The sequence below is a fragment of the Streptomyces sp. NPDC014801 genome (genome assembly GCF_043082085.1).
Lineage (GTDB): Bacteria > Actinomycetota > Actinomycetes > Streptomycetales > Streptomycetaceae > Streptomyces.
Window position 1 is genome coordinate 205,491 of the sequence record NZ_JBIBXG010000012.1, and the last position, 19,287, is coordinate 224,777.

General features: G+C 72.1%; 17 protein-coding genes. 7 read left to right on the plus strand and 10 right to left on the minus strand.

What is annotated here, in order from left to right:
• Positions 1–25 precede the first annotated feature (25 nt).
• Positions 26–208 carry a hypothetical protein gene (locus ACF1AL_RS28735; RefSeq protein WP_391780602.1) on the minus strand — a complete coding sequence of 61 codons (183 nt, stop codon included), beginning with the start codon at positions 206–208 and terminating at the stop codon, positions 26–28.
• Positions 209–274: 66 nt separating this feature from the next.
• On the opposite strand from ACF1AL_RS28735, the gene ACF1AL_RS28740 reads away from it, so the two are divergent.
• The 4 genes from ACF1AL_RS28740 to ACF1AL_RS28755 all read left to right on the plus strand — a co-directional run bounded on the left by ACF1AL_RS28740 (position 275) and on the right by ACF1AL_RS28755 (position 5,514).
• Positions 275–1,510, plus strand: a complete 1,236-nt coding sequence (locus ACF1AL_RS28740; protein WP_391821180.1) for a low temperature requirement protein A — start codon at positions 275–277, stop codon at positions 1,508–1,510.
• 39 nt (positions 1,511–1,549) lie between these two features.
• Complete coding sequence (locus ACF1AL_RS28745; RefSeq protein WP_391828036.1) at positions 1,550–2,593, plus strand: P1 family peptidase; 1,044 nt, start codon at positions 1,550–1,552, stop codon at positions 2,591–2,593.
• A gap of 776 nt (positions 2,594–3,369) precedes the next feature.
• Complete coding sequence (locus ACF1AL_RS28750; protein ID WP_391821181.1) at positions 3,370–4,590, plus strand: Ig-like domain-containing protein; 1,221 nt, start codon at positions 3,370–3,372, stop codon at positions 4,588–4,590.
• A gap of 177 nt (positions 4,591–4,767) precedes the next feature.
• The gene (locus ACF1AL_RS28755; RefSeq protein WP_366835590.1) at positions 4,768–5,514 is read left to right on the plus strand and encodes a DUF6227 family protein; all 747 of its coding nucleotides are present in this window, start codon (positions 4,768–4,770) and stop codon (positions 5,512–5,514) included.
• A gap of 105 nt (positions 5,515–5,619) precedes the next feature.
• Here ACF1AL_RS28755 and ACF1AL_RS28760 read toward each other — a convergent pair whose 3' ends face one another.
• The 5 genes from ACF1AL_RS28760 to ACF1AL_RS28780 all read right to left on the minus strand — a co-directional run bounded on the left by ACF1AL_RS28760 (position 5,620) and on the right by ACF1AL_RS28780 (position 11,834).
• Positions 5,620–5,880: a hypothetical protein gene (locus ACF1AL_RS28760; protein ID WP_366835589.1), complete on the minus strand. Its 261-nt coding sequence runs from the start codon at positions 5,878–5,880 to the stop codon at positions 5,620–5,622.
• A gap of 112 nt (positions 5,881–5,992) precedes the next feature.
• On the minus strand, positions 5,993–8,074 hold the full coding sequence (locus tag ACF1AL_RS28765) for a fructose-specific PTS transporter subunit EIIC (RefSeq protein WP_391828038.1): 2,082 nt from the start codon (positions 8,072–8,074) through the stop codon (positions 5,993–5,995).
• Positions 8,075–8,282: 208 nt separating this feature from the next.
• Positions 8,283–9,230 (minus strand): 1-phosphofructokinase, encoded by a 948-nt coding sequence (gene pfkB / locus ACF1AL_RS28770; protein WP_391828040.1) that lies wholly within the window; start codon positions 9,228–9,230, stop codon positions 8,283–8,285.
• Positions 9,227–9,988 carry a DeoR/GlpR family DNA-binding transcription regulator gene (locus tag ACF1AL_RS28775; protein WP_366835586.1) on the minus strand — a complete coding sequence of 254 codons (762 nt, stop codon included), beginning with the start codon at positions 9,986–9,988 and terminating at the stop codon, positions 9,227–9,229. Before ACF1AL_RS28775 ends, pfkB begins: the two co-directional genes overlap by 4 nt.
• 331 nt (positions 9,989–10,319) lie before the next feature.
• Positions 10,320–11,834, minus strand: coding sequence for an MFS transporter (locus ACF1AL_RS28780; RefSeq protein WP_391828042.1), 1,515 nt, complete (start codon positions 11,832–11,834; stop codon positions 10,320–10,322).
• A 62-nt stretch (positions 11,835–11,896) separates the two neighbouring features.
• On the opposite strand from ACF1AL_RS28780, the gene ACF1AL_RS28785 reads away from it, so the two are divergent.
• The gene (locus tag ACF1AL_RS28785; RefSeq protein ID WP_391660164.1) at positions 11,897–12,868 is read left to right on the plus strand and encodes a helix-turn-helix transcriptional regulator; all 972 of its coding nucleotides are present in this window, start codon (positions 11,897–11,899) and stop codon (positions 12,866–12,868) included.
• A 576-nt stretch (positions 12,869–13,444) separates the two neighbouring features.
• On the opposite strand, the gene ACF1AL_RS28790 is transcribed toward ACF1AL_RS28785, so the two are convergent.
• Complete coding sequence (locus tag ACF1AL_RS28790) at positions 13,445–14,440, minus strand: RNA polymerase sigma factor RpoD/SigA (protein ID WP_386586437.1); 996 nt, start codon at positions 14,438–14,440, stop codon at positions 13,445–13,447.
• Positions 14,441–14,662: 222 nt separating this feature from the next.
• On the opposite strand from ACF1AL_RS28790, the gene ACF1AL_RS28795 reads away from it, so the two are divergent.
• On the plus strand, positions 14,663–15,181 hold the full coding sequence (locus ACF1AL_RS28795) for a GNAT family N-acetyltransferase (RefSeq protein WP_384211660.1): 519 nt from the start codon (positions 14,663–14,665) through the stop codon (positions 15,179–15,181).
• 37 nt (positions 15,182–15,218) lie between these two features.
• On the opposite strand, the gene ACF1AL_RS28800 is transcribed toward ACF1AL_RS28795, so the two are convergent.
• Positions 15,219–15,983 (minus strand): dioxygenase, encoded by a 765-nt coding sequence (locus tag ACF1AL_RS28800; protein WP_384211824.1) that lies wholly within the window; start codon positions 15,981–15,983, stop codon positions 15,219–15,221.
• A 129-nt stretch (positions 15,984–16,112) separates the two neighbouring features.
• Here ACF1AL_RS28800 and ACF1AL_RS28805 point away from each other — a divergent pair, with 129 nt between their 5' ends.
• On the plus strand, positions 16,113–16,640 hold the full coding sequence (locus tag ACF1AL_RS28805; RefSeq protein WP_386420453.1) for a MarR family winged helix-turn-helix transcriptional regulator: 528 nt from the start codon (positions 16,113–16,115) through the stop codon (positions 16,638–16,640).
• A 37-nt stretch (positions 16,641–16,677) separates the two neighbouring features.
• Here ACF1AL_RS28805 and ACF1AL_RS28810 read toward each other — a convergent pair whose 3' ends face one another.
• Positions 16,678–18,216: an MFS transporter gene (locus ACF1AL_RS28810; protein ID WP_391702860.1), complete on the minus strand. Its 1,539-nt coding sequence runs from the start codon at positions 18,214–18,216 to the stop codon at positions 16,678–16,680.
• 299 nt (positions 18,217–18,515) lie between these two features.
• Positions 18,516–19,160 carry a TetR/AcrR family transcriptional regulator gene (locus tag ACF1AL_RS28815; protein ID WP_386912672.1) on the minus strand — a complete coding sequence of 215 codons (645 nt, stop codon included), beginning with the start codon at positions 19,158–19,160 and terminating at the stop codon, positions 18,516–18,518.
• Positions 19,161–19,287 lie beyond the last annotated feature (127 nt).

Genomic DNA, 19,287 nt, shown 5'->3' on the forward strand with positions numbered 1-19,287 from the left:
GGGGCCTGATCGGCCGCGCGCCGGCTCAGATGTGGTGGGGCGGCTTCTCGTCGAGGAAGCGCTTCAGGTCGGCCGCGCTGTCGCCGGTCGTCCCCGGGCGCTCGCCCCATCCCCGGTCGGTGTCGTCCGAGGACTGCAGCTGGAGCGGGTCGTCGAAGATCAGCGCGGCCTTGGGGTCGCGGGGTTCGGGGGCGGAGGCGGTGGTCATGCCTCCAGGTTACGCGGCGGCACCGGTCCGAGGATTTTTGCTCCGTTATCTGATGTGCTGGGCCTCATGACGTCGAGTTCCAGCCAGTCCCCCGCGCCCCCCGGGGCGCCCGCCCGTCACCGGCCCCTGCGCAGGCTCACCGCCCGCGGGCGGGACGAGGCCCATCGTGTCGCCTCGCCGTTGGAGCTCCTGTTCGACCTGTGTTTCGTGGTGGCGGTCGCCCAGGCCGGGATGCAGCTGGTGCACTTCCTCGCCGAGGGGCGGGCGGGCCAGGGCATCCTCAACTACGCGATGGTGTTCTTCGCCATCTGGTGGGCGTGGATGAACTTCTCCTGGTTCGCCTCCGCGTACGACAACGACGACGCGCTGTACCGGGTCGTCACGCTCGTGCAGATCGCCGGCGTCCTGGTGCTGGCCGCGGGCGTCTCGCGCGCCTTCGACGACCACGACTTCCTGGTCGTCTGGCTGGGCTACGTGATCATGCGGCTGGCGATGGTGGCGCAGTGGCTGCGCGCCGCGCGGTCGGCGGAGGGCCCGGAGCGGACCGCGGCGGTGCGGTACGCCGTCGGGGTACTGCTGTGCCAGGTCGGCTGGCTGGGACTGGTCGTCCTGCCGGAGCCGGCGCGGCCCTGGGTGTTCCTGGTGATGGTGATCGCCGAACTGGCGGTGCCGATGATCGCCGAACGGAACTTCATGACGTCCTGGCATCCGCACCACATCGCCGAGCGGTACGGGCTGTTCACGATCATCGTCCTCGGCGAGACGGTCGCCGCGGCCACGGTCGCCGTGAAGTCGGCCGTGGACGAGCACGACGCGCTCGGCGAACTGCTGCCGATCGCGGCGGGCGGACTGCTCATCGTGTTCGCCGCCTGGTGGATCTACTTCGTGGTGCCGATCCACGGGCATCTGCGCTCCAGCGCGCAAGCCTTCCTGTGGGGCTACGGGCACTACGTCGTCTTCGCCTCGGCGGCGGCGATCGGGGCCGGGCTGGAGGTGGCCGTCGAGCAGGCGGTCGGCTCCGCACACATCTCCGCGACGGCCGCGGCGGCGGCGGTGACCCTGCCGACGGCGCTGTATCTGCTCGCCGTGTGGGTGCTGCACGCCCGGCACTTCAAGGTGGGCATCGCGCAGCAGCTGGTGCTGCCGGTCACCGCGCTGCTCGTCATCTGCTGCACGTTCCTCGGCGACTGGGCGGTCCTCGCGGCGGGCATCGTCTCGGGCCTGGCGGTGGTGGTCGGGGTGACGCTGACGGCGCGGACGCTCGCCCGGCAGGGCGGGGGGCGGCGGCCGGCGGGGGCGTGACGGGGTGTCCGGGCCCCGGTTCCCGTCACACTGGGGCGCATGACAGTTGACGCCCTGACGGATGTCGCCGGGTTGCGGGTCGGGCACGCGACGCGCCGCGGTGACGGATGGCTGACCGGGACCACCGTCGTCCTCGCTCCCGAGGGCGGGGCCGTGGCCGCCGTGGACGTGCGCGGCGGCGGACCGGGGACGAAGGAGACCGACGCGCTCGATCCGCGCAACCTCGTGCAGAAGGTCGAGGCGGTCGTCCTCACCGGGGGCAGCGCGTACGGGCTGGACGCGGCGTCCGGGGTCATGGCGTGGCTGGAGGAGCGGGGCCGGGGCGTTCGGGTGGGGCCGGATCCCGCGCATGTGGTGCCGGTCGTTCCGGCCGCGTGCGTCTTCGACCTCGGGCGGGGCGGTGACTTCCGGGCGCGGCCGGACGCGGCGCTGGGGCGGGAGGCGGTGGAGGCGGCCGCGGGCAGCGCGCTCGGGGCGCCGATCGCCGAGGGGTGCGTGGGCGCCGGGACCGGGGCGGCCGTCGGGCTGCTGAAGGGCGGCGTCGGGACGGCGAGCGTGGTGCTGGCGTCGGGGGTGACCGTGGGGGCGCTGGTCGTGGCGAACGCGGCGGGGTCGGTGGTGGATCCGACGACGGGGGTGCTGTACGGGGAGCTGTACGCGGAGTTGTTCGGCGGGCGGCGGGTGGCGCCGCCGGAGGACGAGGTGCGGGACGCTGCGCGTGCGCGGCTGGCGCAGTTGGCGGAGCAGGCGGTGGCGCCGCCGCTGAACACGACGCTGGCGGTGGTCGCGACGGACGCGGAGCTGTCGAAGGCACAGGCGCAGAAGCTGGCGGGGACGGCGCACGACGGGATCGCGCGGGCGGTGCGGCCGGTGCATCTGCTCCATGACGGGGACAGTGTGTTCGCGTTGTCCACGGGGGTGCGGGAGTTGCCGGCGGATGCGCTTGCGCTGAACGAGGTGCTGGCGGCGGGGGCGGACGTGGTGACGCGAGCGATCGTCCGGGCGGTACGGGCGGCGGAGACGGTGGAGGGGGCGGGGGGTGTGTGGCCGTCGTACGGGGAGCTGTACGGGGGTGGTGGGTGACGGGCCGTCGTACGGTTGCGGGTTCGTCGTGGCTTGTCGCGCAGTTGCCTGCGGCGGCTGTGCGGGTGGGTGCGGATCGTTGCCGGGTGCGGGTTTCGTCGTGGCTTGTCGCGCAGTTCCCCGCGCCCCTGAATGCCTGCGGCGGCCCGTTCCTGTCCGGTGGTCGGTTGCGGTAGCGCCATCTGCATGTGGGTGGGTCGGGGCCGCGGTGGGGGGTGTCCGTCCTCGGTACGGCCTTACGTTTCTTCAAGACGGCACCCGAAGGCAATGCCGTCCGCTGCGGGCGGACACCCCCCACCACGTCCCCTCCCCGCCGTCGGCGACTACAGGCCGTCGCCGCTACCCGCCGTAGCTGCGGGCCGCGTCGCTGGGGGCGGCCCACCCCACGCAGCTGCGGGCAGTCGTGCCGCCGGGCCGTCGCCCACCCCACGTAGCTGCGGGCAGTCGTGCCGCTGGGGCGGCACGGGTGGGCGCAGCGGCACCCCGCACCGCCGGGCCGCGCAACCCCGGCGGCCACCGAAACGCCGGGCACAGCGCACCCAAGGGCACCGTGCCCCACGGCGTTCACCTCACCCCCGGGCGGACCGCACCGCAGGGCACCGCGCCCCCCGGTGCAGCTGACGTGGGGTGAATTGCTGGCGTGGCGCCGCGGATTGTCGCAGTTCTGTCACGTCAGGGCTTCAGCAACCGCCGCCGGGAACTTTTGCGGTCGTCTGATCACTCTTTCTTCACGGATACGGAGTGGATCACCTACCTCACAAGAACTGGAGCAGCCCGTGACAACGCCGAACACAGCAGCGCGGCGCGTACTGGGGGCCTGTGCCGCCCTGATGGTCGGCGCCCTGACCCTCACCGCCTGCGGCGGGAACGCCAACGCCGACAACGACGACAACAAGCGCGGTGGCGACGACACCAAGACCTCCGTCGCGAAGATCGCCATCTCGGCCGCGGACGGTTCGACCGGCGCCTCGATCAACAGCACGGGAGTGAAGGTCAGCGACGGCAAGCTGACGGAGGTGAAGATGACGGTGGCCGGCACCGGGCAGACGGTCGCCGGTGAGATATCCGCCGACGGCAGCACCTGGAAGCCCAAGGAGCAGCTGGAGCGCGGCACGAAGTACCAGCTCTCCGCGACCGCGAAGGACTCCGCCGGCCGTACCGCCGCCGCGAACTCCATCTTCACCACCGTCTCGTCGTCGAACAGCTTCATCGGCACGTACACGCCGGACAACGGCACGACGGTCGGCGTCGGCATGCCGGTGTCGTTCACCTTCGACAAGGCGATCAGCGACAAGAAGGCCGTGCAGTCGCACATCACGGTCACCTCCAGCAGCGGGCAGAAGGTGGTCGGGCACTGGTTCGGGGCGCAGCGCCTCGACTTCCGGCCCGACGACTACTGGAAGGCCGGCTCCAAGGTCACCATGAAGATCGACCTCGACGGGGTCCAGGGCGCCAACGGGGTCTTCGGTGTGCAGAAGAAGGTCGTCACCTTCACCGTAGGCCGCTCGCAGGTCTCCACGGTGGACGTGAACACGCAGACCATGACGGTCGTGCGGGACGGCCAGACCGTGAAGACGATCCCGATCTCGTCCGGCAGCCCGGAGCACACCACCTACAACGGCACGATGGTGATCTCCGAGAAGTTCACGCAGACCCGCATGAACAGCCGGACGGTCGGTCTCGGCGGGGAGTACGACATCGCGGACGTGCCGCACGCGATGCGGCTGACGCAGTCGGGCACGTTCATCCACGGCAACTACTGGTACAACAAGGGCAATCCGCCCTTCGGCCGGGAGGGCACCAGCCACGGCTGCGTCGGCCTGGCGGATGTGCGGGGCGCGCAGGGGGACACCCAGGCGAAGTGGTTCTACGACCACTCGCTCATCGGTGACGTGGTGGTCGTCAAGAACTCGCCGGACAAGACCGTCGCCCCCGACAACGGCCTCAACGGCTGGAACATGCCGTGGAGCGAATGGGTCGCCGGAAGCGCCGTCTGAGGCGTCAACCAACGCGGCGTGCAAGGGCGTTGACGTTCGCCGGGCCGTGTGGGAACTTCCCGCACGGCCGCGTGCGTTTTCCGGACGTACGTTTTCTCGGTTCGCGGACACGATGTCCGACCGAGGGGCTACGGTATGCACCCACTAGGTGACATGCAGCAAGCGCCGGGAGAAGCCTTGAGCGTTCCGTACGAGACCGCAGCGTACGAACCACCCGAGTCGCCGGAGTCTCCGGAGGACCACCTGGCGCGGCTCCTCGGCCGCGCCCTGAACTCCTTCGAGCTGCCGGACGAGGCGATACGCCGGCTGGACTGCGCGCTGGCGTACGACAGCTCGCTGCACTCCGCGCACCACAGCGCGGGGCTGCACCGGGAGACCTACCGGCACACCTGGCTCCTCGCGGACGGCCAGGCGATGACGCTATGGGAGCTCGTCCACAACACGGCCCCGGGCAGCGACCCGCAGCACGAGGTGTACGTCGAGGAGGAGGAGCTGCGCGCGGCCACGGCCCGGCTGCCGCTGCCGCCGGACGGCACGGAGTTCGAGCTGCCGCTGCCGGCGTATCCGGCCCCGGTGCCCGGGCCGCGGCAGACGTACGTCGCGGAGGGCACGGCCGACCACGCCCGCCGGCTGCTGCGCCGCGCGGAGAACGCCGACCGTCCCGGTGTGGAGACGGCGGCCCTGCTGGCCACGGCGCGGGGGCACCGCATCACCCAGGCCTTCGGCCGTCCCTGCCGGGCGGGCCGGATCGGCCTGTCCTTCTCGCTCTACGAGCACGCCTTCCTGCTGCCCGACGGCCGGGAGGTCGCGCTGTGGGAGGTCGAGCACACGGCGACCCCGGACGGCCGGCACATGTGCGAGGTGTACCCGAGCGAGGAGGCGGCCCGGGACGCGATGGAGCGACGGGCGACTCAGGTGTCCTGACCGCCGGACGAGGGCGGCCGACATCGGCGTGCCGCCCTCCTCGCAGCCGGCATCGGCGGCCACCCGAGGGTCCTCCCTCGCCGCGCCCGGTGGGCCCGGTGCGCGTCAGTGACCGTTGTTGAGGCGGCGTACCAGGCCGGCGAAGGCGTCGCGTTCGGCCGGGGTGAGTTCCACGGCCTCCAGGCGGGGGCCGACCTCGCGCGGGCCCGGGAGGGCGGACAGGGCGGTGTCCTGTGCGGCGTGCCAGGCGATCGCCTCGGCGCGGGCGCGGCGCAGCATGCGGGTGATGCCGATCAGCCAGGCCACACCGGCCAGGGCGAGGACGGCCATCCCTGCCGCCTGGAGGATCGAGTAGGGCTCGGGCATGTGTTCCAGTGAACACCACGGTCCGGGGCTTTGACCCCGGACCGTGACGAATCTCGCATCCCCGGCAGGTGCCGTGAACAACTCACAGCACCTGAAAGGGACATCGGTTGCCTTACGCGGCCACCGGCTGCTTGGCGCCCGGTGCCGCCGCCGTCTCGCCCGGCTTGGAGGCCGGGGTGCCCGCGGCCGGCTTGCGCAGGCCCTTGAGGACGACCACCATCGCGGTGCTGACGCAGACGCCCGCGGCGATCGCGACCAGGTAGAGCAGCGGGTTGCCGATCAGCGGGACCACGAAGATGCCGCCGTGCGGGGCGCGCAGGGTCGCGTCGAACGTCATCGACAGGGAGCCGGTGATGGCGCCGCCGACCATCGCGGAGGGGATGACCCGCAGCGGGTCGGCCGCGGCGAACGGGATGGCGCCCTCGGAGATGAAGGAGATGCCCAGCACCCAGGCGGCCTTGCCGTTCTCCCGCTCGGTCGGCGTGAAGAGCTTGCCGCGCACGGTCGTGGCCAGGGCCATCGCCAGCGGCGGGACCATGCCGGCGGCCATCACCGCGGCCATGATCTTCATCGCGGAGTCGCTGGGGTTGGACACCGCGATCCCGGCGGTGGCGAAGGTGTAGGCGACCTTGTTGACCGGACCGCCGAGGTCGAAGCACATCATCAGGCCGAGCAGCGCGCCGAGCAGGATGGCGTTGGTGCCGGTGAGGCCGTTGAGCCAGTCCGTGAGCCCCTTCTGCGCGGAGGCGATGGGTTTGCCGATGACGACGAACATCAGGAACCCGACGATCGCCGAGGAGATCAGCGGGATCACCACCACCGGCATGATGCCGCGCAGGGCCGCCGGGATCCGCACCTTCTGGATGCCGAGCACCACCCCGCCCGCGATCAGGCCCGCGGCCAGGCCGCCGAGGAAGCCGGCGTTGATGGTGAGGGAGATCGCGCCGCCGACGAAGCCGGGGACCAGGCCCGGCCGGTCCGCCATGCCGTAGGCGATGTACCCGGCGAGGACCGGGACGAGGAAGCCGAACGCCACGCCGCCGATCTGGAACAGCAGGGCGCCCCAGCTGTCGGCCTGGGTCCAGATGAAGTGGTCCATCACCGACGGTGCCTTGTTGATCTTGTAGCCGCCGATCGCGAAGCCGAGCGCGATGAGCAGACCGCCCGCGGCGACGAACGGCACCATGTAGCTCACGCCGCTCATCAGCCACTTGCGCAGCTTGGTGCCGTAGCCCTCCGTGGAGTCGCCGGACCGCTCCACCGGCGTGGAGCCGGACGCGGGCGCCGCCGCGGTGACCTCGCCGCGCGCCGCCTTCTCGCGGACCTCGGCGATGAGTTCGGCGGGCCGGTTGATGCCGGCCTTCACGCCGACGTCGACGGTGGGCTTCCCGGCGAACCGGTCCTTGTCGCGCACCGGCACGTCATGGGCGAAGATCACGCCGTCGGCGGCCGCGACGACGGCCGGGTCGAGCCGGGTGAAGCCGGCCGAGCCCTGCGTCTCCACGACGAGTTCGACGCCCGCCTCGCGTCCGGCGTTCTCCAGCGACTCGGCCGCCATGTAGGTGTGGGCGATGCCGGTCGGGCAGGACGTCACCGCGACGATCCGGAACGGGCGCGCACCCGCGTCCGGTGCGGTGGTGTCCGTGGCGGCGTCGGCGGAGGCCGCCACCGGCGCCGCCACGGAGTCTGCGGTGGGCTGCGCGGAGTCCGCGGAGTCCGAGGAGGCCTCGCCGGCCTCGACGTCCCCCGGGGTGACGTCCCCGCGGATCAGCGCGGCCGCCGTGCCCGCGCCGCCCACGGACCGCAGCGCGCCCGTGAACTCGGCGTTCATCAGCTGCCGGGCCAGCGACGACAGGATCGTCAGATGGGCGTCGTCCGCGCCGGCCGGTGCGGCGATCAGGAAGATCAGGTCGGCGGGGCCGTCCGCGGCGCCGAAGTCGATGCCGGCGGCGCTGCGCCCGAAGGCGAGCGTCGGCTCGGTGACATGGGCGCTGCGGCAGTGCGGAATGCCGATGCCGCCGTCGAGGCCGGTGGGCATCTGCGCCTCGCGTGCGGCCACGTCGGCGAGGAAGCCCTCCAGGTCGGTCACCCGGCCCAGCGCCACCATGCGCTCGGCGAGGGCGCGTGCCGCCGCTTCCTTGGTCGTGGCGGACAGGTCGAGGTCGACCAGTTCCGCGGTGATCATGTCGCTCATCGCGGGCTCCTTAGCTCGCGTATCGCCCGGTGGGTGGGGTGGGCGGGGAGGGGGACGGGGGTGGTGGGGTGGGGAGAGAGCAAGAACGCGGAGGCGGGGGTGGGGAGATCCCGCCTCAGGGACGGTGCGGCGGCCGGTAACCGGGTTCCCCGTCGGGCGGGATGAGGCGGCGCGGAGGCCGGGAGATGCAGGGCCGCGGAGGGGGACGTCATGACACCGGCTCCTTCAGCATGCGGTCGACCGGTACGTCCGCCGTGACCGTCACGGCCGCCGGGTCCAGGTCGTCCGGGGTCGGCATCACGCTGCCGGGCAGCTGGACGGCGGCGGCGCCGTGGGCGACGGCGGAGGCGAGGGCGTCGGGGCCGCTGCCGCCGGCGACGAGGAAGCCGGCCAGCGAGGAGTCACCGGCGCCGACATTGCTGCGTACGGCGTCCACGCGGGCGCTGCCGAACCAGGCGCCCGAGGCGTCCACGAGCAGCTGCCCGTCGGCGCCCAGGCTCGCCAGCACCGCGCCCGCGCCCATCGCGCGCAGCTCCTCGGCCGCCTTGAGCGCGTCGCCCACGGTGGCCAGCGGGCGGCCGACGGCCTCCGCGAGCTCCTCGGCGTTGGGCTTCACCACGTCGGGGCCGGCGCGCAGCGCCTCCAGCAGGGCGCGCCCGGAGGTGTCCAGCGCGATCCGCGCGCCCCCGGCGTGCGCCCGGGCGACGACATCGGCGTACCAGGAAGGGGCCAGGCCCCGGGGCAGGCTGCCGCAGCACGCGATCCAGTCGGCGCCGCGGGAGACCTCGCGGACGGTCTCCAGCAGCAGTTCCTGCTCGGCGGCCGTCAGCTGCGGGCCCGGGGCGTTGATCTTCGTCAGGACGCCGTCCGCCTCGGCCAGGGCGATGTTGGAGCGGGTGTCCCCGGCGACGGGTACGGGCGCGACCTCGATGCCCTGCGCGTCCAGCAGGTTCTGGACGAGCGCGCCGGGCGCACCGCCCAGGGGCAGGACGGCGACCGTGCGCCGTCCGGCGGCCGCGACGGCCCGGGAGACGTTCACGCCCTTGCCGCCCGGGTCCATGCGCTCGGTCTCGGCGCGGATGACCTCTCCGCGCTTGAGCGCCGTGACCTCGTAGGTGCGGTCGAGGGACGGGTTCGGGGTGACGGTGAGGATCATGCGCGTACTACTTCCGTGCCGCCGCGCTCGATGCCGGCGGCGTCTTCGTTGCTCAGCCCGCTGTCGGTGATCAGCAGGTCCACGTCGCCGAGGTCGCCGAAGCGGGCGAAGTGCTCCTGGCCGTGCTTGGAGGAGTCGGCGAGCAGCACCACGCGGCGCGCGGCGGCGACCGCGGCCCGCTTGACGGCGGCCTCGGCGAGGTCGGGGGTGGTCAGGCCGTGCTCGGCGGAGTAGCCGTTGGCGGCCACGAACAGCACGTCCGCGCGGATCTCGCCGTACGCCCGCAGCGCCCAGGCGTCGACGGCGGCGCGCGTGCGGTGCCTCACGCGCCCGCCGACGAGGTGGAGCTGGATGCCGGGGTGGTCGGCGAGGCGGGCCGCGATGGGCAGCGAGTGTGTGACGACGGTGAGCGCGGACTCCAGCGGCAGCGCCGCGGCGAGGCGGGCGACCGTGGTGCCGGCGTCGAGGATCATCGTGCCCTCGGTGGGCAGTTCGGCCAGGGCCGCCTTGGCGATGCGGTCCTTCTCGTCGGCGGCGGTGGACTCGCGCTCGGTGAGGTCGGGCTCGAAGTCGAGGCGTCCGACGGGGATGGCCCCGCCGTGCACGCGGCGCACCAGCCCGGCGCGGTCGAGGGCCTTCAGGTCGCGGCGGATGGTCTCCGCCGTCACCTGGAACTCCTCGGCGAGCGACACGACGTCGACCCGGCCGCCGTCCCGGGCGAGCCGGAGGATCTCCTGCTGCCGCTCCGGTGCGTACATGTCCGTTCGCCTCCGAGTCATACCCGAACGTGTGGTTTCACTCAGAGGCTAAGCCTGGATTTCCGGAAAGTAAACAGGTTCGGGCGTCATCCGGGAGCAAGCAAAAATGAAACGGGCATGATCGGGCGTCCGGGGGTCGGCGTCCGGCGCGCGTCGGGATCGGCACGGTGAGGCGTCCTGGCAGGTCACAGCCCCTGCGGGGCCGATGTCCGGGGGCGGCGCGGTCCGCGCGGGAGACGTCCCGGGCACGAAGTCCGCACGGGACATCGTCCCGGCACGCCAAGGGCCCGGCCCCCCGAGGGGCCGGGCCCGTATGCCGTCGCCGTGGCGCTCAGTGCACCAGCTCGCGCTCCTGCTCCGGTGTCACGACCTCGTCCGCCGGCGCGCCCTCCACGTGCTGCGCCGGGCACCTGGGCAGGGCGAACATCAGCAGGAAGATCACGGCCATCACGCCCGCCACCCAGCCCAGCGCGTGCTGGAAGGCATGGACGAACGCGGGGCCGACCTCCGCCGGGGCGAGCCGGTCGCCGATCTCGCCGAAGAAGACCACGGACACCAGGCCCAGACCGAGCGCGTTGCCCATCTGCTGCACCGTGTTGATCAGCCCGGACGCCGAACCGGCGTGCTCACGCGGCACGTCGGAGAGCACCGCGTCGGTCAGCGGGGCGACGATCAGCCCCATGCCGAGGCCCATCACGACCAGCGGCAGCGCCATCTGCCACGGCGCGATCGACGAGCCGTAGTGGCCGGCCTCCACCAGGTACAGCAGGACGCCCAGCGCCATCACCAGCGCTCCCGCCTGCAGCACCCCGCGCCCGAACCGCGGGACCAGCTTCTGCACGCTCAGCCCGGCCGCCGTGGACACCGCGATGGAGAACGGCACGCCGGTCAGGCCGGCCTTGAGCGGGCTCCAGCCCAGACCGATCTGCATGTACAGCGTCCACACCAGGAAGAAGACCCCGAGCGCCACCCCGAACACCGTCTGCACGGCGATGCCCGCCGCGAAGCTCTTCACCCGGAACAGCGACAGCTCCACCAGCGGCGAGCCGTCCCGGGCGCTCTTGCGGCGCTCGTAGGCGACCAGCGCGGCGAACACCACGACCGCGCCCGCCATCGAGCCGTACCCCCACAGCGGCCAGCCCAGCTCGCGGCCGCGGGTGAGCGGGTAGAGCAGCATCAGCAGACCCAGCGTCACCAGGGCGACGCCCACCAGGTCGAGCTTGAGCGCCCGCGGGGCGCGCGACTCGGTGATGAAACGGCGGCCCAGCAAGAAGGCGGCCACGCCGACCGGCAGGTTGATCAGGAAGATGGGCCGCCACTGGAGGCCGAAGAGGTCCCACTCGGTCAGCAGGGCGCCCAGCAGCGGTCCGGACACCGCGCCCAGGCCGACGATCGCGCCGAACAGGCCGAAGACCTTGCCGCGTTCGTGCGCGGGGAAGGTGGCGTGCACGATCGACAGCACCTGGGGCACCATCAGCGCCGCCATGCCGCCCTGCAGGATCCGGGACGCGACCAGCATCTCGGGGTTCGCGGCGAAGCCGCACAGGGCGGAGGCGAGCGTGAAGCCGAAGATGCCGAGCAGGAAGATCCGCTTGCGGCCGTGGATGTCACCGAGCCGGCCACCGGTGACGAGGCCGGCGGCGAAGGCGAGCGCGTAGCCGGCGGTGATCCACTGGATCTGGCTGAACGAGGCGCCCGCGTCCCGCTGGATGGACGGGATGGCGATGTTCACGATCGTCACGTCGACGAGGTCCATGAAGGCCGCGGTCATCACGATCGCCAGCGCGAACCAGCGGCGGCGGTCGCCGGTGGCGGGTGGTGCGAGGTGGGTCTCGGTGGAGGTCATGAGAAGAAAGTAGGACCGCAGTAGGTCAGATCAGGTCCTACTTCTGCGGCATTCTCGAGTCCATGACGACCGATACTCCGGCCCGGCTCCTGCAGCTGCTCTCCCTCCTCCAGACGCCCCGCGAGTGGCCCGGCGGCGAGCTCGCCGAACGGCTCGGCGTCTCACGGCGCACGATCCGCCGCGACATCGACCGGCTGCGCGAGCTGGGGTATCCGGTGCAGGCCACGATGGGCGCCGACGGCGGCTACCGGCTCGTCGCCGGCAAGGCCATGCCGCCGCTGGTCCTCGACGACGAGGAGGCCGTGGCCATCGCGGTGGGGCTGCGGGCGGGCGCCGGGCACGCGGTGGAGGGCGTGGAGGAGGCGTCCGTGCGGGCGCTGGCCAAACTGGAGCAGGTGCTGCCGGCCCGGCTGCGTCACCGGGTGACCACCCTGCAGGCCGCGACGACCGCGCTGACCAGCGGGGACGGGCCGAGCATCGCACCGGAGACGCTCACCGTGATGGCGTCCACGGTGGCCGGGCGGGAACGGCTGCGGTTCGCCTACCGCGCCGCCGACGGGACGCGCTCGCGGCGGCTGACCGAGCCGTACCGGCTGGTGTCGACGGGCCGGCGCTGGTACCTCGTCGCCTACGACCTCGAGCGCGAGGACTGGCGGACCTTCCGCGTCGACCGGGTGAGCGAGCCGTTCGCGACCGGGGCCCGGTTCACCCCGCGCGAGCTGCCGGAAGGGGACGCGGCGGCGTATCTGCGGCGGTCGATGCAGCGGGGGCAGGAGTCGTACGGCTTCGTGGTCGCCTTCGCCGCGCCGGCGGCGGAGGTCGCGGCGAAGGTCCCGGGCTGGCTGGGGGCGCCGGAGCCGGCTGCGGACGGGGGCTGCGTCCTGCGCGGCCACGGCGGCGGCCCGCCAGAGTGGCTGGCGGCGCGACTGGCGATGCTGGGCTTCGACTTCACGGTCCACGAGCCACGGGAACTGGCGGACGCCGTCCACGAGCTGGCGTCCCGTCTCGGCCGTGCGAGTCGCGCGAGCCGCTGACCGGCGGGGACCGCGAGACCTCCAGGGGCGCGGGGAACCGTGTGCGCGACCGGGCGCCGGGCCGCAGCCGGAAATCGACGTACGGGAGCCCGCGTTGGCCCCCGCCCGCGTTGATCCCCGTGTGACAGAATCTTCCGTCCGGGCGGGTCACCCCGTGGTTCAGGTACGGGGTGGCCCGCTCCTCTGTGCGCCGCGGGGGAACGCAAAGGAGCCGGACCCCGGCGCCCAGGGGGGGAGGGCGCCGAGAGTCCGGCTCGGGGAAGTCCCGGCGCCGGGGGGGGGATTGCGTCGGGACGTGGTTCGCTTGCCCGGAGGATCGCTGCCGAAACAGATTGCGCTGAAACGGTTTGCCTCGGGCGGGGAGCCCTGGGCCCAAGGCCCCGAACTCCCGTGTCGTGAAGTCTTTTTCCCCGGCCCCGGCGGTTGAAGCGGCGGAACAGCGCCATGTTTGCGCGCTCTTTCGCCACCCGGCGTACGCGCCCGCGCACACCACCCGCCGGCATCCGCCGGAAGCACACCGGACCCTACCGCCGGCCCGGGCGGTCACCCAAGCCGCCGGCAGGCAGCGGGAGGCCGTCAGGCCGCCGCGTCGAAGCCGGTGTCGCGGGCCAGCTTCTTCAGCTCCAGCAGCGCGTGCTTCTCGATCTGGCGGATGCGCTCGCGCGTCAGGCCGTGCTCCTTGCCGACCTCGGTCAGCGTGCGCTCACGGCCGTCCTCGATGCCGTACCGCATCTTGATGATGGACGCCGTGCGCTGGTCGAGGCGGCCGATCAGGTCGTCCAGCTCCTCGCTGCGCAGCAGGGTGAGGACCGACTGCTCGGGGCTCACCGCGGAGGTGTCCTCCAGCAGGTCGCCGAACTGGGTCTCGCCCTCGTCGTCCACCGACATGTTCAGCGAGACCGGGTCGCGGGCCCAGTCCAGCACGTCGGTGACGCGCTCCGGCGTGGAGCCGAGCTCGGCGGCGATCTCCGTGGGCTCCGGCTCGCGCCCGTGCTCACGGTTGAACTCGCGCTGCACCCGGCGGATGCGGCCCAGCTCCTCCACGAGGTGGACGGGCAGCCGGATGGTGCGCGACTGGTCCGCTATCGAACGGGTGATCGCCTGGCGGATCCACCACGTGGCGTACGTGGAGAACTTGAAGCCCTTGCGGTAGTCGAACTTCTCGACCGCACGGACCAGACCGGCGTTGCCCTCCTGGATCAGGTCCAGCAGGGGCAGACCGGAGCGCGGGTAGCGGCGGGCCACGGCGACGACCAGACGGAGGTTGGAGCGGATGAAAATGTCCTTGGCCCGCTCGCCCTGGTCGACCAGGGCCTGCAGCTCCTCCCGGCTCGCGTCCACCTCGGCCTCCTCGTACCCGTCGAGGATCTGCCGCGCGAAGACACCCGCTTCGATCTGCTGGGACAGCTCGACCTCCTTGGCGGCGTCGAGCAGCGGTGTCCGCGCGATCTCGTCCAGGTACATGCCGACCAGATCGCGGTCGGCGATGTCGCCGGTGGCGCGAACACTGCTTGCCGCGTCGGCCGTCTCGCCGTTGGCGGACTGACGACGGGCGACGGCACGGGTTGCCATGCGTGCTCCCTTGCGATGGTGGGTCAGCGGGTGGTCCGTCGGACACTCGGCACGGCGAGGGACGCCACCGAGGTCTTCCGGACCCTCCTCCGGACTCCTCGGACTCTCCTCGGGTGCCCTGCATCCGATGGAAACAACGACTGGAATCCGGACAGAATTCCCAACCCGACCCCCGATTTTTCTGATCATGCAGTACCCTGTGCGGCCACACGAGGAGGCGCGATGCCGACCGAACGTCGAGAGGTGCAGGTCAGGCCGGGGGTGGAGGCCGACCTGAAGGCCCTCACGGACCTCTACAACCACTACGTACGTGAGACGCCCATCACATTCGACACCGCCGTTTTCACCCCCGAGGAGCGCCGCCCCTGGCTGCTCTCCCACCCTGAAGACGGCCCGTACCGCCTGAAGGTTGCCGCAGACGCGGACACACAGGAAATTCTGGGGTACGCCACATCCAGTCCTTATCGCGCCAAGCCCGCGTACTCGACCTCCGTGGAGACGACGGTGTACGTCGCCCCCGGGGCCGGCGGCCGCGGCGTGGGCACCCTGCTGTACGAGGCCCTGTTCGCGGCGCTGGCCGGTGAGGACCTGCACCGCGCCTACGCGGGCATCGCCCAGCCGAACGAGCCGTCCGTCCGGCTGCACGAGCGCTTCGGCTTCCGGCACGTGGGCACGTACCGGGAGGTCGGGCGCAAGTTCGGCCGCTGGTGGGACGTGGCCTGGTACGAGAAGGAACTCTGAGCGACCGGCCCCGACGGCCACGCCCCGGTGCGGGCCGTCAGCCGAACTGCACCGACCGCTTGGCCAGCCCCATCCAGAACCCGTCGATCACGGACTTCTGTTCCCCGAGCTCGCCGGCCGCGTCCGCCGCGCCCATGGTCACGAACAGCGGGGCGAAGTGCTCGGTGCGCGGGTGCGCGAGCTGCCCGGCCGGCGAGGTGTGCAGGAAGTCCAGCAGCGCGTCCACGTCTCCGCCCTCCAGGGCGCGCCGCCCCCAGTCGTCGAACTCCGCCGACCAGGCGGGGACGCCGCCGGCATGGCGCAGCGCGGCCAGGTTGTGGGTGAAGAAGCCGGAGCCGACGATCAGGACGCCCTCGTCGCGCAGCGGCGCGAGGCGGCGGCCGATCTCCATCAGCCGCACCGGGTCCAGGGTGGGCATGGAGATCTGCAGGACGGGGATGTCGGCGCCGGGGTACATCTCGACGAGCGGCACGTACGCGCCGTGGTCGAGGCCCCGGTCGGGGATGTCCTGGACCGGCATCCCGGGGGCGCGCAGCAGCTTGCGCACGCTCTCGGCGAGCTGCGGGGCGCCGGGCGCGTCGTAGCGGACGCGGTAGTAGTGCTCGGGGAAGCCCCAGAAGTCGTAGACGAGCGGCACGGTGGTGGTGGCGCCGAGGGCGAGCGGGGCCTCCTCCCAGTGCGCGGAGACGATCAGGATCGCCTTGGGCCGCGGCAGGGTGGCGGACCAGGCGGCGAGCTCACCGGGCCAGACGGGGTCGTCCGCGAGCGGCGGGGCGCCGTGGCTGAGGTACAGGGCGGGCATGCGCTCCCGGGTGGCTGCGGACATCGGCGGTACTCCCAACGACAGATGCTTTAAATCTAAAGCTTTCCTGTTTCTCAGGGTACGCCCGACTTGTTTAAGATTCAAGGACAGCGGCCGTACAGTGGAGACATGACCACGGCACCCGCATCCCCCTCCTCCTCCCCCGACACGGCGGAGCCCCGCTGGCTGACCGAGGAGGAACAGCGCGTCTGGCGCGCCTATCTGCACGCCACCACCCTGCTCGAGGACCACCTCGACCGGCAGCTGCAGCGCGACGCGGGCATGCCGCACATCTATTACGGCCTGCTCGTGGGCCTGGCCGAGGCCCCGCGCCGCCGGCTGCGGATGACCGAACTGGCCATGCAGGCCAAGATCACGCGCTCCCGGCTGTCGCACGCGATCGCCCGGCTGGAGAAGAACGGCTGGGTACGCCGCGAGGACTGCCCCTCCGACAAGCGCGGCCAGTTCGCGGTGCTCACCGACGAGGGCCTGGACGTGCTGCGGCGCACCGCGCCCGGCCATGTGGCCGCCGTACGCCAGGCGCTGTTCGAGCGGCTCAGCCCGGCACAGCAGAAGGCCCTCGGCGAGATCATGGAGATCGTCGCCGAGGGCCTCCAGCCCAACGAAGCGGGTGCGGACCTGCCCTGGCTCCGCTAATTCACCGTACGGCGGCTCGGTTTCACCGTACGGCGGCTCAGTGGGCGACCACCGGGACCGGCACCTCGTCCTCGACGCCCTCGCCGGAGGCCACCGTGGTGGAGCCCGGGCGGCCGGCGTTGACGAAGGTGAACGCGATCAGCGCGGCCACCGCGAGGATGCCGACGGCGAACCAGATCGCCGTGCTGTAGCCGTGCACCATGCCCTGCAGCCCGACCAGCTGCTGCTGCGGCTTGGTCGCGGCGGACGCGATGTGGTCCTTGACGTACGACGTGGTCGCGGACGCGGCGATGGTGTTCAGCAGGGCGGTGCCGATCGCGCCGCCCACCTGCTGGGAGGTGTTCACCATCGCGGAGGCGACACCGGCGTCCCGGGGCTGGACGCCCTGGGTGGCCAGGGACATCGCCGGCATGAACGCCGTACCCATGCCGAGGCCGAGCAGCACCATCGCGGGCAGCAGCTGCGTGCCGTAGGAGGAGTCGATCTTCATCTGGGTGAGCAGCAGCATGCCGAGCGCGGCGACCAGGAAGCCGGGGCCCATCAGGAAGCGGGCCGGCAGACGGGTCATCAGCCGGGTGCCGATCTGCGTGGAACCGGTGATCATGCCCGCCACCATCGGCAGGAACGCGAAGCCGGTCTTGACCGGCGAGTAGCCCTTCACGACCTGCAGGTAGTAGGTGAGGAAGAGGAACAGGCCGAACATGCCGATGATCGCGAGACCGAGCGAGAGGTAGATGCCGCCGCGGTTGCGGTCGGTCACCACGCGCAGCGGCAGCAGCGGGGCCTTCACCCGGGCCTCGACCAGCGCGAACGCCAGCAGCGACACGACGGAGATCACGAACATCGCGATGGTGACAGTGTCGCTCCAGCCGTCGGACTCGGCGCGGGTGAAGCCGTACACCAGCGCGACCAGACCCAGCGTCGAGAGCACCACGCCGGGGATGTCGAGCGGCGAGCGGTTGCGGCCGCCCTCCGGCTCACGGATGACGAAGTAGGCGCCGAGCGCGGCGACGACGGCGAACGGGATGTTGACGAAGAAGGTCCAGCGCCAGTCCAGGTACTCGGTGAGGAAACCGCCGAGGATCAGGCCGACCGCGCCGCCACCGCCGGCGATCGCGCCGTAGATGCCGAACGCCTTGGCGCGCTCCTTGGCGTCGGTGAACATCACCGCGAGCAGGGACAGGGCTGCGGGCGCGAGCAGCGCGCCGAAGGCACCCTGCAGCGCGCGGGCGCCGAACATCATCGCGCCGGTGGTCGCGGCACCGCCGAGCGCGGACGCGGCGGCGAAACCGCCGAGGCCGAGGACGAAGGCGCGCTTGCGGCCCCACAGGTCGGCTATCCGGCCGCCGAAGAGCAGCAGTCCGCCGAAGGCCAGGGCGTAGGCGGTGACCACCCACTGCCGGTTGCCGTCGGAGATGCCGAGGTCGGTCTGGGCGGAGGGCAGGGCGATGTTCACGATGGTGGCGTCGAGGACCACCATCAGCTGGGCGAGCGCGATGAAGACGAGCGCCTTCCAGCGGTTGGCGTCACCGCCGCTGCGGACGGTGCCGGGAGCCTTCAGGGCTGTTTCGGACATGGGTGTACCCACTTCGGGACTTCGTGACGGAAAAAACGTGCGGTGAGACGAAAAATCGGTGGCTGCGTAAACGGCTCGTCCGCGGTGTGCGGCGGGAGCCGGTGAGGTCACCGTCCGTTGTGCAGACGGACGGTGGGTGCGGAACTAATCGCTCGTCGTCGGATCGCTCGGATCGCGTGCATCCGTCGGATCGCCGGGACCACTGGGATCCCCGGGATCATTCGGAAGCGCTCTGACCGCTCGGATCGATCAGGTGGTTCGGGTCGTTCGGGTCGCTCGGGTCGCTCGGGCGTCGGTGCTCAGGCGTTGCGGAGGTCCTCCATGGTCGCGGCCGTGCCCGGCAGGGCGGAGCGGGCCGGGGCCCGCAACCCGTCCAGGAACAGCTGCAGATGGCGGTGGACGAAGCGGTCGAGGCTGCCGCAGCCGGTGCCGGCCGGGGGCCGGCTGAGCTGCGCCACGGCGATCATCAGGTCACCGATCTCGACGTCGGTGCGGAGCTGACCGGCCGCCTTGGCGCGGTCCATGATCACCTCGATCAGGTCCTCGCAGCGCTGCCGTGCCGCTTCCAGGTCGGCGTGGTTCTTGTCGAAGGTGCTGGCGACCATCGGGCACAGCGCGCTGATCCGTTCGTCGGCAGCGGTGTGCGCGAAGCGCTCCAGCGCCTCGAAGGCGTCCCCGGTCTCGGCCAGCGCCTCCTCGGCCGCCTGCGCCGTACGGTCCATCACGGAGCAGACGACCTCGCGGACGAGGGCGTCGCGGTCGGGGAAGTTGCGGTACACCGTGGCGTTGCCGACGCCGGCCCGGCGGGCGACCTCGTCGAGCGGCACGTCCGGGCCGTGCTCGACGAACATCTCGCGGGCGGCGGTGACGATGCGCTCGCGGTTGCGCAGGGCGTCGGCGCGGGGCCGGGTCGCCTTGCGCGGCGCGGTTGCGGTGATCGTCACGGTGCACTCCTCGGTCGGTGTGACATCTGTGGCCGCGATCCGGGGATCGGCTCCCCGTTTCGCGCGGACACCTGACTAAACGGGGAAGGGATCCCCGGTTATTTCCCGCCGCCGGGAAAGTTTTCGG

Bases quoted from the DNA above. Each gene is read 5' to 3' on its own strand.
- ACF1AL_RS28735 (WP_391780602.1), bottom strand. From the start codon at position 208: ATGACCACCGCCTCCGCCCCCGAACCCCGCGACCCCAAGGCCGCGCTG.
- ACF1AL_RS28740 (WP_391821180.1), top strand. From the start codon at position 275: ATGACGTCGAGTTCCAGCCAGTCCCCCGCGCCCCCCGGGGCGCCCGCC.
- ACF1AL_RS28745 (WP_391828036.1), top strand. From the start codon at position 1,550: ATGACAGTTGACGCCCTGACGGATGTCGCCGGGTTGCGGGTCGGGCAC.
- ACF1AL_RS28760 (WP_366835589.1), bottom strand. From the start codon at position 5,880: ATGCCCGAGCCCTACTCGATCCTCCAGGCGGCAGGGATGGCCGTCCTC.
- ACF1AL_RS28765 (WP_391828038.1), bottom strand. From the start codon at position 8,074: ATGAGCGACATGATCACCGCGGAACTGGTCGACCTCGACCTGTCCGCC.
- pfkB (WP_391828040.1), bottom strand. From the start codon at position 9,230: ATGATCCTCACCGTCACCCCGAACCCGTCCCTCGACCGCACCTACGAG.
- ACF1AL_RS28775 (WP_366835586.1), bottom strand. From the start codon at position 9,988: ATGTACGCACCGGAGCGGCAGCAGGAGATCCTCCGGCTCGCCCGGGAC.
- ACF1AL_RS28780 (WP_391828042.1), bottom strand. From the start codon at position 11,834: ATGACCTCCACCGAGACCCACCTCGCACCACCCGCCACCGGCGACCGC.
- ACF1AL_RS28785 (WP_391660164.1), top strand. From the start codon at position 11,897: ATGACGACCGATACTCCGGCCCGGCTCCTGCAGCTGCTCTCCCTCCTC.
- ACF1AL_RS28790 (WP_386586437.1), bottom strand. From the start codon at position 14,440: ATGGCAACCCGTGCCGTCGCCCGTCGTCAGTCCGCCAACGGCGAGACG.
- ACF1AL_RS28795 (WP_384211660.1), top strand. From the start codon at position 14,663: ATGCCGACCGAACGTCGAGAGGTGCAGGTCAGGCCGGGGGTGGAGGCC.
- ACF1AL_RS28800 (WP_384211824.1), bottom strand. From the start codon at position 15,983: ATGCCCGCCCTGTACCTCAGCCACGGCGCCCCGCCGCTCGCGGACGAC.
- ACF1AL_RS28805 (WP_386420453.1), top strand. From the start codon at position 16,113: ATGACCACGGCACCCGCATCCCCCTCCTCCTCCCCCGACACGGCGGAG.
- ACF1AL_RS28810 (WP_391702860.1), bottom strand. From the start codon at position 18,216: ATGTCCGAAACAGCCCTGAAGGCTCCCGGCACCGTCCGCAGCGGCGGT.